Annotated in this window: 16 protein-coding genes and 2 pseudogenes; all 18 read right to left on the reverse strand. The window is 59.3% G+C overall.

The window, feature by feature from the left end; genetic code table 11:
- Window positions 1-220: 220 nt before the first annotated feature.
- Entirely contained in the window at window positions 221-769 is a 549-nt protein-coding gene (locus D893_RS12815; RefSeq protein WP_110619992.1) for a sugar transferase, read from the reverse strand.
- The gene (locus D893_RS12820; protein ID WP_110619993.1) at window positions 766-1752 is read right to left on the reverse strand and encodes an SDR family oxidoreductase; all 987 of its coding nucleotides are present in this window, start codon (window positions 1750-1752) and stop codon (window positions 766-768) included. Before D893_RS12820 ends, D893_RS12815 begins: the two co-directional genes overlap by 4 nt.
- Before the next feature lie 61 nt (window positions 1753-1813).
- A complete protein-coding gene (locus D893_RS12825; protein ID WP_110619994.1) occupies window positions 1814-2617 on the reverse strand; it encodes a glycosyltransferase in 804 nt (267 codons plus the stop codon).
- A gap of 52 nt (window positions 2618-2669) precedes the next feature.
- Window positions 2670-3770: a glycosyltransferase family 4 protein gene (locus tag D893_RS12830; protein ID WP_348638904.1), complete on the reverse strand. Its 1101-nt coding sequence runs from the start codon at window positions 3768-3770 to the stop codon at window positions 2670-2672.
- Between the two features lie 79 nt (window positions 3771-3849).
- Window positions 3850-4917 (reverse strand): EpsG family protein, encoded by a 1068-nt coding sequence (locus tag D893_RS12835; RefSeq protein WP_168409953.1) that lies wholly within the window; start codon window positions 4915-4917, stop codon window positions 3850-3852.
- A gap of 128 nt (window positions 4918-5045) precedes the next feature.
- Window positions 5046-5738, reverse strand: a pseudogene (locus D893_RS12840) (class I SAM-dependent methyltransferase); the annotation flags it as partial.
- Between the two features lie 83 nt (window positions 5739-5821).
- Entirely contained in the window at window positions 5822-6925 is a 1104-nt protein-coding gene (locus D893_RS12845) for a glycosyltransferase (protein WP_110619998.1), read from the reverse strand.
- Window positions 6926-6961: 36 nt separating this feature from the next.
- Entirely contained in the window at window positions 6962-8077 is a 1116-nt protein-coding gene (locus D893_RS12850) for a glycosyltransferase family 4 protein (RefSeq protein ID WP_110619999.1), read from the reverse strand.
- Entirely contained in the window at window positions 8074-9363 is a 1290-nt protein-coding gene (locus D893_RS12855; protein ID WP_110620000.1) for a hypothetical protein, read from the reverse strand. The genes D893_RS12850 and D893_RS12855 overlap by 4 nt, the downstream gene beginning before the upstream one ends.
- Window positions 9363-10727, reverse strand: a complete 1365-nt coding sequence (locus D893_RS12860; RefSeq protein ID WP_168409954.1) for a glycosyltransferase — start codon at window positions 10725-10727, stop codon at window positions 9363-9365. The genes D893_RS12855 and D893_RS12860 overlap by 1 nt, the downstream gene beginning before the upstream one ends.
- 1 nt (window position 10728) lies before the next feature.
- The gene (locus D893_RS12865; protein ID WP_168409955.1) at window positions 10729-11631 is read right to left on the reverse strand and encodes a class I SAM-dependent methyltransferase; all 903 of its coding nucleotides are present in this window, start codon (window positions 11629-11631) and stop codon (window positions 10729-10731) included.
- Between the two features lie 2 nt (window positions 11632-11633).
- Window positions 11634-12608 (reverse strand): Gfo/Idh/MocA family oxidoreductase, encoded by a 975-nt coding sequence (locus D893_RS12870; RefSeq protein ID WP_110620003.1) that lies wholly within the window; start codon window positions 12606-12608, stop codon window positions 11634-11636.
- A gap of 3 nt (window positions 12609-12611) precedes the next feature.
- Complete coding sequence (locus D893_RS13970) at window positions 12612-13058, reverse strand: hypothetical protein (RefSeq protein ID WP_246863933.1); 447 nt, start codon at window positions 13056-13058, stop codon at window positions 12612-12614.
- A complete protein-coding gene (locus D893_RS12880; RefSeq protein WP_110620004.1) occupies window positions 13055-13669 on the reverse strand; it encodes a type II toxin-antitoxin system MqsA family antitoxin in 615 nt (204 codons plus the stop codon). The genes D893_RS13970 and D893_RS12880 overlap by 4 nt, the downstream gene beginning before the upstream one ends.
- 1 nt (window position 13670) lies before the next feature.
- Complete coding sequence (locus tag D893_RS12885) at window positions 13671-14093, reverse strand: hypothetical protein (protein ID WP_246863934.1); 423 nt, start codon at window positions 14091-14093, stop codon at window positions 13671-13673.
- Window positions 14094-14120: 27 nt separating this feature from the next.
- On the reverse strand, window positions 14121-14843 hold the full coding sequence (locus D893_RS12890; protein WP_110620005.1) for an acylneuraminate cytidylyltransferase family protein: 723 nt from the start codon (window positions 14841-14843) through the stop codon (window positions 14121-14123).
- Complete coding sequence (locus D893_RS12895; protein WP_110620006.1) at window positions 14843-16012, reverse strand: class I SAM-dependent methyltransferase; 1170 nt, start codon at window positions 16010-16012, stop codon at window positions 14843-14845. Before D893_RS12895 ends, D893_RS12890 begins: the two co-directional genes overlap by 1 nt.
- Window positions 15981-16109, reverse strand: a pseudogene (locus tag D893_RS13975) (IS481 family transposase); the annotation flags it as partial. The gene D893_RS12895 and the pseudogene D893_RS13975, both read right to left, overlap by 32 nt.

The raw sequence follows: 16109 nt of genomic DNA on the forward strand, positions 1-16109 counted from the left end.
TCAGTTCATCGACGGCATCGAGCAGACCGAACCGACCAACGACGAGGAATCCTCCATCACCGACCGGAGCGCCGCCTGAACCAGCGATCACTCATACACCAGACTTGACCATAACTCTGTCGCCGGCGCCGCTGGCCAGTCTGACGGTGGTCTGTGCAGGTCGTTTGCTGCGGGATTTCTGATGGCTCATGGCGGGTATCCTACCGGAGATCCGGACCACTCAGCGAACGCGGTCGCCGGAGCCCTTGCCGGTGGCGGTGAGGAGGATGAAGCGGAAGTAATCGCGGAGGGAGAGGCTGGCCACCATTTCGGCGTCCATCTCGGCGAGGCGGGCGGGTTCGGACATGTCGACGCCGTTGACCTGGGCCAGTCCGGTGATGCCGGGGCGCACCGCAAAGACGCCCCGCTGCTCGCGTTCGGCGATGAGCTCGTGCTGGTTCGTCAGGCAGGGGCGCGGGCCCACGAGGCTCATGTCGCCCCGGAGGACGTTCCAGAGCTGCGGCAGCTCGTCCAGCTTGGTGCGGCGCAGGAAGTGGCCGAAACGGGTGATGGCGGCGGCATCCGCCAGATGGCTGGCCACCGAGGCGGTGTCGGGGCGCATGGTCCGGAACTTCACCAGGGTGAAGGGCCGCTGTCCGCGCCCCACCCGCTGCTGACGGAACAGCGGCGCACCGGTGTCGAACCGGCCGACGAGCCACAGCACCAGCAGCAGCGGCAAACCCAGCACCAGCCCCAGCAGCGACAGAACCACATCCAGCGCACGGATCATGCGCCCCTCCCCGTGTCGGTTGTATGCAGCGGGGCCACGGCGCGGCGCAGCCCCTCATCCAGTGAAACGGGCGGGGTCCAGCCCAGCAGGGTGCGCGCCTTCGTGGCGTCCACCTGCAACGAGCCGAGCAGTCGCCGGGCCATCTCCCGCCGCCCCAGAACGGCGGTGCCGACCCGCAGCAGGGCCACCGGCACCGGCACCAACCGCGCCGGCCGCTCCAGCGCATCCCCCACCTTGCGCAGCAACCCGGCCGTGGACACATCCTCCCCATCCGCCACCAGAAAGGTCTCCCCCGCCGCAGCCGGATGGTCCAGACACGTCACAATCAGATCCACCAGATTATCCAGCGCCACCAGACTGCGCCGGTTCTGCGTCACCGCACCCAGCGGCAACGGCACCCCCTTGTGCACCCAGCGCAGCAAGCTGCCGAAATTGGCGCCCACACCCGGCCCATACACCAGCGGCGGCCGGATGATCACCACCTCCAGGCCCGTCTCCGCACTCAGAGCCCGCAGCCCATCCTCCGCCTCGCGCTTGGACACGCCATAAGGGTCCTCCGGCGCCGGCGCATCCGCCTCGCGGAACGGCTGCCCCGTCGATGTCTCCTCGCCGTTCACCTTCACCGAACTGACAAACACGAACCGACGCACCCCGGCCTCCACCGCCTGGCGGGCCAACCTCAGCGTCCCTGCCACATTCACCCGCCGGAACGCCTCCAGCGGATCCGCCTCCGGCTCATCCATCACATGCACCCGTGCCGCCGCATGCACAAGTGCCTCAACGCCTTGCAGCGCGCTGCTCCAGTCTGCTTCCGGGCCAAGCGATGGCGTCACTGCCAGCTCCACACCCTCCGGCACCGACGCGCTGCGTCGACACCCCGCGACCGGCACCCGACGGCTGTCCGCCGCCAGCCTCGCCACCACAGCACCGCCCACAAAGCCCGACGCGCCCGTTACCAACACACGTTGCTTCGCTGCACCCATACAAGCCCTCTATTACTGCAGATCGCCACCGGCCATTCCAATATGCCAATAACAGTGGGTGTCACCGCCTCGGATCAAATGGCCTCAACATTCGATACACTCCATGTTGTGCCCAAACCGGCAGTAACGATCGGAAAAACGGCACAAAACACGCCAATTGCTTCCAGGCAGGAAGGCCCACCCGCCTTGACCCACGGGCGCCTATCACTCCCTGCCTCCATGCTGCCGAGACACTCTGCTTCTTGTGCGTGTTTCGATCGAACCGATACCAGATCAGCGGCTCCGCGATGTTGGCAAACCGTCCCCCAGCTTCCAGCACCCGGAACCACAGCTCATAATCCTGGCGCCGCCGAAGTGACGGATCGTACCCGCCGACCCCAACGATCAAGTCCTTCCGAAACATCACCGAGGGGTGTATGAACGGACATGCCCAGAGCCTGCTCACGAGGGCTTCGTGCCCTTCCGCCACTGCCCTGAGCGGACCCGGGTGTCCGGCCAGGTCGATCTCTCGCGCCCCGCTCCCAAGTACGCCAATCTCTGGATTCTGTTCCATCAACACAGCCTGACGCTCCAGCCGCTCGGGAAACGCCACGTCGTCCGCATCCATACGAGCCACAAACGGATACGCACATCGATCTAGCCCGGCATTGAGCGCGCCTCCCAGCCCGAAACTCACGCCCAACGACACAACGTCGAATCTCTCGCCCAGTTGCGCCTTCCAACGTTCCAGCACTCCTTGTTGTGCCGGCGAAAGCGGGCCGTCCTTAACCAGCACTACTTGGTCCGGCGGGCGCGTTTGTGCCACGGTCATGCTTTCCATCGCGGCATCCAGAAACACGACGTCATCACTACCATGCACCGCCATCAGAACGGAGATTCCTCTCCGCGCCCCCACCGCCACACCTCCACTACCCGTCTCAGCCCTGCGCACGTTCTAGCTCTTCCACATACAACTTCCGGTAATTGCCCGCCATCACCTCAGCCGAGAACCGCTCGACGGCATTTTTCCGAGCAGCGACGCTAGCTGCCTCTTTATTCTTCAGAACACGGCGCAGCGCATTGGCCATCATCGCCGCATCACCTGCCGCAAACAGCTCCCCCGCCGCTGGCTCACTCTCAAGCAATTCTCGATGTGGCGGTATATCGGATAAAACACACGGCACCCCACAAGCCATTGCTTCCATTACAGCGTTTGGCAGTCCCTCCGACCGAGAGGGTGAGACGAACACATCCGCCGCATGCAGCCATTGCCGTACATCTTCGACCCGCCCCACGAACCGGACTCGCTTATGGTCTCCCCAGCGTCTTTCCAGTTCGGACCGAAGATCCCCGTCGCCCAGTAACACGAGGTCCAAACCTTCCAACGAGGCTACGGCGTTTATTGCTGTCTCGGGATCCTTGCGCCCAATCAAGTGCCCGGTTGCCACCGCAAGCGGACGCTCCCCAACACACCCAACGGCCTCTTTGGCACGCCACTTCGAGGCCGGAACAAGAAAGTGCTCTACGTCGACGCCATTCTGAACAACATCGAGATGCATCCCGATCTCCTGAAGCATGCCCGCCAGGCCCCATGAAACAACCACCGGCCGCGAGACCGTCCGCAACGCATGCAAATGCCATTTCGCCATCGCCCAACCACGAAACCGCCCATACAACATTGGATAGTCTTCAAACGGGTAATTCCTTAAGGTCGCCACGTGCGGCAATCCCAGCCCTGCGACCATGGAATCCGCACGAATCCCTTGGGTGTGAAGCACCTTGACACCATGCTTCTCAACCCACGCCTTGATCCGCTTTCGCCCGGCCCACATGCCCTCCGCACGACCCAAGGATAACGAACCAACGTTTATGCCTTCGTCGGCAAAGTCATACCACAACGAATCTTCCGGCTCTGGCGATAGTGTGAGCACACGAACAGAACACCCCCACCTATGCAGCTGTGAAACCACATTTAGAAGCTGTCTCGTCGGACCACTTCTCCGCAACGTTGATACCACATAGCCAATTCGCACGCACACGACGAGATCCTTCAATATAGAAATTCAGCATTCAAAGCCCCCCGGGGGCTCCTCGCGCGTACCCCCGGGCAGCCTCCGGTCACCTGAACAGGTAAACGCTATACTGCGCATTATTCGCGATTATGGAAGGGTAATACCAAGCCATACCATAAAGAACAAAAATCACGTACATAAGAGGACGAGACGCTCTAGAACTCTGCGCAATCAGCGACGTTGCCAGTATGGGAAGAATAGGAAAGAACAAGAAATCGGCCACCCGAAATGCCACTATACCAAAATCACGAAACAGGATGAAAACAATACCAGCCCAAAAAAACACGGGAAAGAACGTGCGATTATAGGTGGACGCTTTGTAAATTTGATTTATAAACACTAATGCCACAACAAGTGCGACCACCACAAGAGCCATGCTTCCACCAAAAAATCTGTAAGGCACAGCGTAGGGGCTGGCAACATATCTCCACAACCTACTGGTAAGATCGTTTTCATGAATAGCGAAAAGAAGCCTGGAGAGGTCCAGTGCAACGCCACCAAGCGCGGACAATATCACTGCTACAATGAGTGCCGCCCAGAGGACACGTGTATCCGTGAAGTAACGAAATAGTGGTGCCAGATACCCAAAATATCCGACTCCTTGCACAGAACCGGCCGCCGTCTGACAAATAAACCAATATAAATGATTCTTATTGTGTAGAAGGTAAAGCGCAAAAAGTGTTGCGCTGCCAATAAACCCATTCCTTATCTGGCCAATATCCTTGGTAAATGAAAAAAGAATGTAGCCTACGACTGCCAAAATAAAATAGGGAGCCACCTTTCTGTAGACGAAAAGCTTGAGAGAAATACCCAGAAATGCAAAGAAAAGGAAGAAACCCTGCGCCCCGGTGGTAAAATATCCACTCGCATAGTTCAGTAATGCAAAACCGGGATCCCGAAAGACCAAAGCAGCTTCCAACGAGGAGTTTGTGGTAAACCTTTCATAATACTCAACATAATTTTCGTAATCGGTTGTTCCATAGCGAAGACCTACTAGCAGCACCACGAAAAAATATACCAACCAGAAAACCAAAGGGCTCCGATCGAAATTCTTATCAAGGCCCACTATTCCGGCGGTCGCCACCAAGAGCCCAAACAACAGCAAAAACCCCACGGCCCCATCAACCCCTTCGATCGCTCGACGGTGAAAACTCGTTCGCCATAATGGCGATCAAGCATGACTCGCCGATCAAGACAACGTTCTCAGTGGAACAAGGGGCGGCGGTCCTGATCCTTGATTTTCTACTCACGGGATGAATCACCACGGCCTTTGCCCCACTCAGTTGCATTGCTAATAGGTGATCTAGCGATCAGCATACTGCTCCAAAGAGCGTTAAATAGTTGAGGGCCGAATGGTAGGTAGACGATCCCTCTCGCTCTTTTCCCATGAAATGTCTTAAGCAACTGCTTTCCCTCGAACTGGACGAATACAAACTTTTGTCCGAAAGAATTTCTAACAGAATTTAAAGACCTGTAGGAGGTTTTTTCAGCGAGGTAGGCTAGAATCGCGTCGACCGGCGGCCCAGAACGCTGCGTTTTGTAGACGCCGACCTTAACCCATAGCGCTATCCACCAACGCCACCGGATTACTCCCGCCAACGGAACACCAACATGGGGCTCCCGCAGCTTCCAACGAGATGGGTAATATCCAATAAAAACGCCCCCCTTTCTCAAAACTCGGGCAATCTCGGCAGAAAATGCGTCAATATCTCTCACATGTTCCAGAACCTGGTCCGCGATTACGAAATCAAATGAGTTGTCCTCATATGGCAACCGCAATGTAGCAGGATCAATGGCACTCAGATGCCCCTGGGCAATCAAATTATCACGATAGGGCCCTTGTTTGAATTTCAAATCCGCTCCCACCGCATTGACGCCATTATCTCGCAAGGCTTTTACGGTCTCCCCCGATCCACAACCTACGTCAAGAGCATCTTTCTTTGCGTCACAGCCACCTTAGCCGCCAACACATAAATTATCGGTTTTCTAATAACGTATCGTTCGGTCATAGCAGGGTATTATATCTTCCGAGTATGAAAAAGATGCAGCACGGACTCATAATCCAAAACAATCTTCTCAGGAGCGTAGAGTTTGCCCGTGGCTCTAACGGAAACAGAAGAAAACGGCTGCGCCTCCAGCCTCAGCATCGCCGCGGCAAATGCATCACAATTCCCCTCGGAAACAAGAAAGCCGTTGACGCCTTCCCGGACGATCTCTGAGGGGCCCGATGCTCCGTCGAAACTGATTACGGGCGTACCCGTTGCGATGGACTCAATCAGCACATTGGGCAGGCCTTCGTAGTAGGAAGTCAACAAGGTCGCCCTAGCATGGTAATACCAGGGCAACGGATCGCTCTGGAAACCCTCGAACCGGACCCAAGCTGTCAAACCTAGCGTGTGCGCCCGCTCCTCAAGCTGCGTACGATCCCTCCCATCCCCGACCATTACCAGGAGTGCGTCTCCGCCACGTTGCCGATATCTCGCAAAGGCCTCGAGCATCCGTTCGAGACCTTTCTGCGGCTCCAAACGGCCCGCAAAAAGGTAGTACGGTGTTGGACAAGGGGATGGTGGCGGGGTGTGCGTTCTGAGGAGGAACCGGGGGCTGACCGGGTTATGTATAACTGTCATTTGCTCGGCACTCAAGCCGTAGCCCACCGCCAAATCCTCTGCCATCTTCTGGGATTGGGCGATTACGTGATCCGCTCGCTTCAACATCAGTCGAAGCCCGGGGTCAACTAGCCACCGACGAACCGCACTGGGGGTATGCTGTGCGACTTCACTCAACGTATTGATTGATCGCATTACCAGCAAAAACCGCGACCTGATTCGCCAGCGAACAACCTCCATTAGCATCCACAACTCGGGCATGAAGGCGATCACGGCATCTATTTCGCGCCCCTTGAAGTGCTCACACAGAGGCGACCACGCGTGCCGTGCTCGCTCCACACCCAACTCCTTGACTTCCACCCTGGTGGCGAGGTCTTTTTGGCGGCACTCGTTATTCAGCGACAGCACCACCAGCTCAACATTGTGGCCACGAACCGCTAGCGCATTGGCCAAAGATACTGCGACCCCCTGTGCACCGCCGCCGCTGAGGGAGCCGATCAGTAGGCTAACATGCACTCAGAACCTCCAGAAATAAAATATGGGACGCGATCTTCAGAACACTTCCAGCCACAATGCCATCACCTTCGGCTCTGCAAACTGCTGCCGTACTGCGACCGCGTGCTCTCCAAGCCCCTGCCGCAGGCCTTCATCAGCCATCAACCGCACCATCGCGTTCTGGAGCGCATCAACACTCTCGGCCGGAACCAGCACCCCGTTTCTCCCATGTTCGATCACATCTCGCGGCCCCGTATCACAATCAAAGGCGATACACGGACAGCCAGAGGCCATCGCTTCCAGCAGCACGTTGGGAAAGCCCTCGTAGCGCGAACTGAGCACGAAGATGTCGGCCCGCTGGTACCAGTCGGCGACATTGCCGACCCGGCCGGGCAGGTACAGGCGCTGCGCCACCCCTACGGCCTCGGCCAGCCGCTGCACCGAAGCCCCGCCGCCGCAGACCGCCTCCGACGTCGGGTCGACGCCGACGATCACCAGGTCCCACTCCGGCCAGTCCACCGCCAACCCGGCGAAGGCGCGCACCAACAGGTCGAAGCCCTTCTGCTCCGGCTTGCTGCCCACGGCCAGGATGACCTTGCGCTCCGGCGACACCACACTCTCCGGCGTCACCTCGGGGGGGAAGGAGGGAATCGGCCAGACCACCGGGTTGGGGATCACATGCACGTTGCGCGCGCCGGTGTGGCGCTCCAGCCAAGCCGCCGCCTCGCGGGTCTGGGCAACGTGGCCGGCGGCGAAGCGGTAGACGAACCGGCGAAGCAGCGCCCAGGGGCGTCCGGTGGCCTTGCGTCCGGGGTAATTGCGCTCTGAGCCGTAGACCCGCACCGGCAGACCGATGGCCGCGAGGATGGCGAGTACAATGGAGGTGTTCATCATCGCCACCACCACATCGGGCTGCTCCGCCTTCAGGGCGCGGCGCAGCGCCCGCCAGCGGCGGTAGTTGGCGGTGAGCTTGCCGAGCCCGCGATTGACCCCCGCGAGATCGAGGGTAACGCGACGCACGCGGGGGTCGAGCGGGTAGAAGTCGCGCTCCTCGGAGGTCATGGTGATCACGCCGACCTCGTGGCCCTGGTCGGCCAGGTGGCGCGCCAGGGTAGAGGTAACGCGCTCGGCGCCGCCGCCGGTGAGGGAGTGGATGTAGAAGCAGATCTTCACCCGTCCACCCCTTCACAAAAATCCAGATACCGCTCCACTACCCCATCGCTCTGTCCTCCCTCGATCACATCCCGGCGCACCAACTCACGCCCCTCTACGGAGGCCACCACCGCCCGCTCCATTGCCTCGTCACCGCACAACACCGCCAGCAGATCATCACGACAGCGGCACAGATAGCCCGCCCCCAGCAGGGTGAACACACTACGATTGCCGTTGAGGTAGTCGAGGTTGATCATCGTACGGCCTTTCTGGAAGCCTTCCAGCACCACGCTGCTGCCCCAGAACAGGATGATCTCCGACCAGTCGATGAGTGCCGAGGTGTCCAGATCCGGCGCCAGACGGATATTCTCGGGAAGGTCGTCGTAGCTGTCGCCATAGCGGGTATGGGGTTTGACTACGATGTCGTAATCCTCGAACTGGGCGAGAAAATGCAGAGTTCGCAGGTACTCTTCCCAGAAAGAGTTATTCTTGCGGTGGGACGGCAGCACCAGCAGCCGGCGCTGCCCGGTGGCCGCCGGCGGCAAGCGCCCCTCGCCCGCTGCGTCAACGGCGTAGGTCTGCCGCACCGCCAACCACTCGTCGGAGAAGCGGATCGCCCCCAAAATGCGCTCCCGTCCCTGGAACGGGCTCGGGTGGTCCAGCAGCTTGAAGAACGCCTCCAGGCTATCCCGGTAGTACGAGTCAACCTGACCCATGGCGTCAAAACCGCTGTAGTCGTGCTTCTTCCAGAAAACCCCGGCATCGACACGGATAAAGTCGACCTGACGCAGGACATTGAAGTTGATCCAGGGTGAGACCGGCAACGTGACGATCCGCTCCACTCCGCTGGCGCGCAGTGCCGCCAGCAGCCCGGCGATCACGCTGCTGCGATTCTGATCAAAGATCACACTGGCCGGCCGCCCCCACTCCGCGAATAACGGCTCGAGCCACTCCCGCATCCGCCCCGCATGTTCGGTTCGCGCGATGCCCCACTCCAGCACCGGGCGGCGCAACACCCGCCGCAACCGGTAGTGCCACAGACGGGCGCGCGGCCGGTCGATCAACGCCTCACTGTACCCCGCCAGTTCTCCAATCCAGACCACACGCAGCCGCTCACCCCAGGTCCGCTGCAGGAAGCGCAGCGATGGGTCGGCGCGAAAATCGTAATCGAGGGAGTAGATAAGCACCGTCACCCGGACGGGGCGGCGCTCCAGCAGGAAGTGGATGGCGGGGGTGATGTTGTCGATGTCGTTGAAGTGGCGCAGGCAGAACAGGTAGTGCCGCGACTCCGACCCCTGCTCCGCCATCAGCGATGCTCCTCCCAGGCCATCCGCCCCGCCAGCGCATCCAGCGCATCCCGGCTGCGGATCTCGATACCAGCCAGCGGATCATGGATCTCGAAGATCCCCACCTCGCCCGCCAGTCGCGACCCCTGACGCAGGGTCGTCGGATAGGCCGCGCACGCCAGGCTGGGAACACCCACATGGATCGGCTCACGTTCATCCCGCGCGTGGTCGACATCGGTAAGTAGTGCAAAGCCCTCGCCATTGCCTCTCCAGCAGGGCCGATATTCCGGCAACCCGGCAATCACCGTATCCCCTCCCTCGCGCACCAGATGCTCGATCACGCCGTCAATGAGCCCCTGAGGGCGGAACGGGTAACTGATCTCCAGCGGCACAACAATGTCGGGCAGATAGCCGTCAGCCTCCAGTTGCTCCAGGAAATGGCGCAGCACCTCATCCACCCGCACCCTGGCCTCCGAGAGCTCCGCAGGGCGCAGGAATGGCACTTCAGCGCCGCACGCTCGCGCCATCGCGGCCAGTTCCTCGCACTCGGTGGTGACCAGGATGCGATTGATGTAGCGCGAAACCTTGGCCGCCTCAATGGTCCGTCGCACCAGCATCTCGCTGAAGTCGACGGTGTCCTCGCTGGCGCGCAGCGGGATCAGTGCCGCCACCTCCATCCACTCCGGGTCGAAGGGATCGCCAAAGGCGTCAGGATGCACCTCGGGCAGGTGGTCCTCCATGATCCGCACCACATTGCGTGCGCGGTCGGGCCGGTTGTCCTGATGGATGCCATGATGATGGTAGACCGCTGCCTCCGGCTCGTAGACGATCCGGTAGCCGGCCTGGATCACCTGCTTGCCCCAGAGACGGTCCTCAATGTTGGTGATGACTTCGTCGAAGGGGAAGCGCTCCCATGCTGTTCGGGAGATCATCGAGTTGGCATTGTGGAAGAAGGTGTCGCGCTCCTGCACCCGGCGGTCCAGGCCAAAGGTCAGAAGCAGATCGCGCTTGTCGATGGCGCTGGTAAAGCGGGTCGGGACCTGGCGACCGTAGACACCGGCAACCTCAGGGTCTTCGAAGTTGCGCAGGAGGTTGGCCAGCCAATGCTCATCCACCGGAGGGCAGTGGGCGGAGAGGCAGACGAAGTAGTCACCCGAAGCCGCCCGGATTCCTTTATTCAACGCCAACCCTGGCAGGAAGTCGTTGAGCTCCACCAGTTTCAGCTCGGGGCAGACCGCCATGGCCCGCTCCACCGTGCGGTCGGTGCTGGCATTGTCCACCAACACCACTTCCACGGGCTGGTCAACCCGCTGGTTGAGCACACCTTCCAGGCAGGGGCGCATCCAGCGCTCTTCGTTCTTGGTGCGAATAATGACGGAAATCATGTCAACACCACACCCCATAACGCTTGAGCCGTGATTTTTTCAAGACAAGTGTTCCTGAGCCCCGGCGCAACTTCCACGGGATCAGAAAATGGAATTTACGTAGCAAGATCAGATTGAAGCCTGTACTTGGATCAGTTCGACACAGCCTCAGACGTGACAACCGAGATTCGATCCATGAATTCGTCAACAGGAAGTCCCCCTTCATGCGATGGCGCTTGGCCAAAGCCAAGGTCTCACGACGACTGAGATAGTTGAGCTGATACCAGGCATACTCAGACTGGTAGTTCACGTAATCTTCCAGTCCAAACCCTCTTTCGAGCTTTTCTCGCTTGTACTCACCACGGAACTTCCCGAATCCGAGGCGACTCATGAAACGGATATAGGATTGCAGGAAGGCATAATCCCTGATCCGATGGACATACGGCAGATACAGATGGCCATCCTTGATCTTTTCACGCAATGGGAACTGGTGGACTCCCACGCCATTTTCCGACAAAACACGAGCATGCTGGGCGAAGAACAGCTCATGATCCCGCACATGCTCAATGACCTGGCTGAAAACAATGGCATCGAAGTACCCATCCTCGAACGGCCAGGATTCACCATCGCTGCAGAGATGGAATTGTTCTCGCCATGGCAGACCCGGATATTGTTGCGACAAGTCTTCAACTACCTCGTCAAAGTAACCTTCACGCGCGCCGCAATGCTCAGTAACCTCGAGACCATGAATCTCAAAATCCAAATCCGGGAACAATTTCTGCAGTGATGACTGCATTGCGGCTATCAGCCGACCTTTGCCACACCCCACATCAAGAATCCGTACGCACCTGCTTCCGCTGAGTTCCTTCCACTCCTGATGTTTGTATGTCAGAAGGGAGCGAACAAAATGGTCGTAAGATGCCATCATTATATCCTTGATTGTCCTGAAAAGAGTCGTTCATGCACGCGACGGGCCGCAGTGCCGTTCATTGCGGCACCACATCGCACCCGCTCGCGGTAGTCGGCGAAGAGTCCCAGGTAGTGGTTGAGCAGTCGGTCGCCGTCGAAGCGAGCCAGCTCGACCGTCTCTCCTTGCGGAGCCCAGGCAGTGACCGTCTGTGCGCTGTGGTCGGCCTGTAGGCTCCAACCACTCTTGCCAAAACAGAGGGTGGTGGCCTTGTAGTTCAGGCCCTGATCCCAGGCCGTGTCGATCAGGCCAAAGCCGGCGCTGTCCGAGCCGGCCACCGGGAAGTGGAAACCCACCGACGCACTAAGCACCCCCGGCGGCACCTCAGGCCGACCGCTCTGGCGGCGGAAGGCCGGACGGAGTCGATCCACCGGAAGGAGGCGGTCGAGCACCGAGAGTGCATTGACCCCACTGTCGCTCCAGCACTCGTCGAGGCTGCGTGCATGGGACACCAACCGGCCCTGGTCGTCGATATAGGGGTCGTAGAAGCGGCTGTGAAAAGCGGTCAGCGGGCCGTAATGCTCGCCCTGCTCGGCCAGATGCGCCACCAATGCATCGACCTCGAAGGCCGAGGCGGCGTGGAAGGCGTAGTAGACATGCCGCCCCTGCTTCGCTGCCAGCCGCTCCAGCGCATCCAGCTCTTCGAGCGTACTTGCGGCCGGCTTCTCGACGATGACGTGATACCCCGCCGCCAGCACATCGCAGGCAATGCTGTTGTGGGTACGATTGGGCGTGGCAACCACCACGGTTTCGAAGCCGCCGGCGGCCAGCAGCTCGGTGTGGGAGTCGTAAAACGACACCGCCTCCGGTAGAACCGAGGCCAGGGCTGCATCGTGATCACAGCCGGCGACCAGCTCCAGCCCCTCGGTTTGTGCCAGGGCGGCGACATGGGTGCGGCCGATATGGCCGAGGCCAATGATGGCGATTCGCGGCATGGCCTATTGGTCTTCGGGATTGCCGTTTCGATGGGCCTCGAAGGCACCCACAAAGCTGGGCGTCGGCAGCGTGAGAGGGCCAACCAGGCTGCGGGACGTCACATTGGTCACCATCTCGCGGATCGCGCCATACACAAGGGCCGCGCCATACTCGAAGGCAAGCCCTTCATGCCTCTCCACCGGGTACTTTTCGGAGACGGAGAAGACACCCACGGCCTGCACATCGAGAATATACGGGCAGCGTGGCTCCTCTTCTTCATTCATCGTCCCAAAGCCAACAGCCACCCACCACGTACCGTCCTGTTCATCATAGCCATGGTCGAGGGCCCACTTGAGCATGGAGCCGTCGAAATCGAAGTGGTGAGCGCGCGCAAACCCGGACTCGAGATCCGGCTCGATATGGACCCGCACAAACTGAATGCCGTGCAAGGTCAGCGGACTGGGCTTCATGCGACGCGTCTCCGCCATGCCTGAATCATGGAAACAGTAGCCTGCCCACCTTGTGCAGTCGTGCGACGCACTCCACTTGTGCGAAGGCCGAGCTGTCCGTCCAGAGTTCGCTTGATGCCGGAAACATGGCGCACGAGCAGCGAATCCAGGAGATTGGCAGCGGCACCACTCTCATTACCAAGCGCAACACCCTTGTGCCGCGCGAGTGCCTCCAGAGTCGGGGGCTGGCTCGAACAAAGGCGGATCAGACTGTCCATCGCCTCACTCTGGGTCACGTCATCGTTCTCGTAACGGGAGAAGGCCACCTTGCCGCCCCCGAAGAGCGCGGCGGCCTGAGCCTGCGTCAGCCCCATGGCCTCGCGCGCGGCGCGCATCTCTTCTCCAGTCAGCAGGCCATCGACCCGCTTGCGAAAGGCAACGACCGCCCGCTTGTTCGCCTTGGCCTCTACGGCGGTGGCCACTTCAGAGCCACAGGCCGAACACTGGGCCAGATGAAGTGGCACCGAACCACTGACCCCGGCATGGTCAACGACATGGCTCTCGACTCGCTCCTCGAGAACGCCCTCACCACACACGGGGCAAACACGCTGCTCTATGGATTGCGTCGCCATATCAACACCCCTCTGGATGATTGGAAACCGACAACAGAACATTGCCGGTGCAGGAAATACTGAATTTGAGATACCACGTCGTATCCAGCTCGCGCTGTGCATGCGCATTCCATTCGGACACGGTAACCGCGTAAGCATCACTGGCGACCCACGGGCCACCGGGTTTCTGAATGCACCACTCGGAGCCAATGTACCGCCCCTGTGTGACAGCCTGTTCCACCAGTCGGCACACATCGGGAACGTCGATCATCCATTTGGCTGCATCCTCTGCGGCTCCGCGCGTCCAGAGACTCAACGCTTTCCTGCGCACCAGCGCTATGACTTGCGCTCTATCATAAAGAGGGCCATCGGCTATCTTCCGGTCATTTTCGTCAACCGGTGGCGACCCCTCGTAGGCGCTGACATTGCGCTCGCCTGTTATCATTATGATAACTTCCTCGCGTGGTGAGCGCTACTCGGATTGACCTTGCACGCCGCCCTGCCGCAGCAACAGCAACTGCTCAGCCAGAGCGAAGTCGTCCGGGGTATCGATGTCGATCGACTCCATGCGGCTCATCTCAACATAACCAACCCGTCCACCGAGGCGGCAGCCGGTCTCCATCAGCAGATCGCGCTTCATGGCGTAGACGGCCTTGTTCTCCACCCACTGGTTCCAGCCTTCCATCTGGTTGGGCCCACGTGTCTTCGGATCATAGTTGGCCGGCTCGACGGTGGCGCTGTCGTCGGTGCGCCGCCAGAGGTAGGAGCGATCCTCGCGCAGGGACAGGGCGCTGTCGTAGCCCTGATTAAGCACGAGGTCGATGCAGTCGGTGATCGCCTCGGCGGGACGCAGCGGCGCCGTGGGGTAGAGCAGCACCACGATATCGACACGCCCCTCGCGCGACTCGAAATCGGCCACCGCCCACTGCAACAGCCGATCGACCTCCTGGAAGGTGTTGTCGTGCCAGAAGTCTTCGGGACGGCCCTGGACCTCAACGCCCAGCGACTCGGCAACTGCGCGGATCTCCGCGTCTTCGGTGTTGACCACATGGCGCGTGATCAGCGGGCAGGCGCTCGCAGCCTCGACTGTGTACTGGAGCAGCGACTTGCCGGCCATGGGCTTGATGTTCTTGCGCGGGACGCCCTTGGAACCGCCGCGGGCGGGGGTGATGGCCAGTACAAATGGCTCAGACATCAGCGCTCCTTTTGTGCAATAAATGAGACTTTTCGTGTCAGAAGTTCCTGCACACACAACCCTGGATTACTACGCAAGACATCGGTAACGATCTCTTCAGTCAACTGCCCAGCAACATCCTTACCAACGATGGCGGTCTTCCACTCGCGCAAGCGCAGGCCAGCACCACAGACTGAACGTTGCACTTGGGCTTGCGTGTGCTCTGGATACAGAGCATTTTGGACCCACGGTACCGCCACCGGCGCTTCATGAGGACGCATGGTGCGAATGTAGTCCAGAACCTCATCCTTGCTCAGACGCACATGCCCCCACGGGCTATCAAGAATGCCCAAGGAATGGCCACCAGCAGGATGAAAATACGGATCATAGGCGTGCATGGTAATGCCACCAGGCTTCAAAAGTCGTTTGATCTCTTCGAACGCAGCGGGCAAGTCAGCAATATGCTCAATCACGCTACTCGAAAAGACAATATCAAAATACTCTTCAGGCAGGTCGGTTTTTTTGGTTACATCACCCACATGAAACTGAACGTCACTTCCGATCATGTCTGCAATATATTTATGCCTACCACCCGACTCGACTGTATCACCAAAGAAATAATCAATGGCGTGCGCTTCACAACCGGACTTTTCCCAAGCAAAGGCAGAGGTGCCACCCGAGGTATAGCCGATTTCAAGCACTCGCAAAGGCTTGTGACCGAGCAAGAGGTTTCGCTGCTTGAGTCCTGTTACCCTCGCGCGATGTTTCAAGGATAGAGAAGCAATCTCTCTGACCACAGCCTGCCTTGAGGGTTTAAGCGGTCGCTTCTCCAAATCCGGAATATATAAAGAAACAAACAGGTCACCATGCCGGTCCATATAGGGAGTTAGAACCTGTCTGGCATCATCGAGGCTTGCGCCGAGTGTACGACCAGCAACTGAAGACTCAAGGAACTTAGCAGAGCCATCATCAAGTAAACCACGCTTATTCAGTTCATCAAGGGCAGAGAACGGACCATAGTATTTCCACCAAGGCTTAACTGAGGCTCGATAATCTGGATAGGCTTTGAGTGATACACTACTTCCCTGGTACGTTTCTACGGAAACAGGATTTGCAGTAACCAAAACATCCGTTTCATGGACGATGATTGAGTGATAATTACTTGTCGGGTCCCGGCTGTTTGTATACATGTTTACGAAATAAATCGGGGCGTTCCTGTTGCCAGGCCTTGAGTGTCTCAACCGGCGTTCGATGCCCCAGCGCTTTCTGCCCGATCTGATGGTTGTA

The organism is Thioalkalivibrio sp. ALE21 (assembly GCF_003208255.1).
Classification (GTDB): domain Bacteria; phylum Pseudomonadota; class Gammaproteobacteria; order Ectothiorhodospirales; family Ectothiorhodospiraceae; genus Thioalkalivibrio; species Thioalkalivibrio halophilus.

Excerpts from the sequence above, each read along its gene's own strand:
- D893_RS12815 (WP_110619992.1), bottom strand. The coding sequence starts at position 769 with ATGATCCGTGCGCTGGATGTGGTTCTGTCGCTGCTGGGGCTGGTGCTG.
- D893_RS12820 (WP_110619993.1), bottom strand. The coding sequence starts at position 1,752 with ATGGGTGCAGCGAAGCAACGTGTGTTGGTAACGGGCGCGTCGGGCTTT.
- D893_RS12825 (WP_110619994.1), bottom strand. The coding sequence starts at position 2,617 with ATGGCGGTGCATGGTAGTGATGACGTCGTGTTTCTGGATGCCGCGATG.
- D893_RS12855 (WP_110620000.1), bottom strand. The coding sequence starts at position 9,363 with ATGGCGGAGCAGGGGTCGGAGTCGCGGCACTACCTGTTCTGCCTGCGC.
- D893_RS12860 (WP_168409954.1), bottom strand. The coding sequence starts at position 10,727 with ATGATTTCCGTCATTATTCGCACCAAGAACGAAGAGCGCTGGATGCGC.
- D893_RS12865 (WP_168409955.1), bottom strand. The coding sequence starts at position 11,631 with ATGGCATCTTACGACCATTTTGTTCGCTCCCTTCTGACATACAAACAT.
- D893_RS12870 (WP_110620003.1), bottom strand. The coding sequence starts at position 12,608 with ATGCCGCGAATCGCCATCATTGGCCTCGGCCATATCGGCCGCACCCAT.
- D893_RS13970 (WP_246863933.1), bottom strand. The coding sequence starts at position 13,058 with ATGAAGCCCAGTCCGCTGACCTTGCACGGCATTCAGTTTGTGCGGGTC.
- D893_RS12880 (WP_110620004.1), bottom strand. The coding sequence starts at position 13,669 with ATGGCGACGCAATCCATAGAGCAGCGTGTTTGCCCCGTGTGTGGTGAG.
- D893_RS12885 (WP_246863934.1), bottom strand. The coding sequence starts at position 14,093 with ATGATAACAGGCGAGCGCAATGTCAGCGCCTACGAGGGGTCGCCACCG.
- D893_RS12890 (WP_110620005.1), bottom strand. The coding sequence starts at position 14,843 with ATGTCTGAGCCATTTGTACTGGCCATCACCCCCGCCCGCGGCGGTTCC.
- D893_RS12895 (WP_110620006.1), bottom strand. The coding sequence starts at position 16,012 with ATGTATACAAACAGCCGGGACCCGACAAGTAATTATCACTCAATCATC.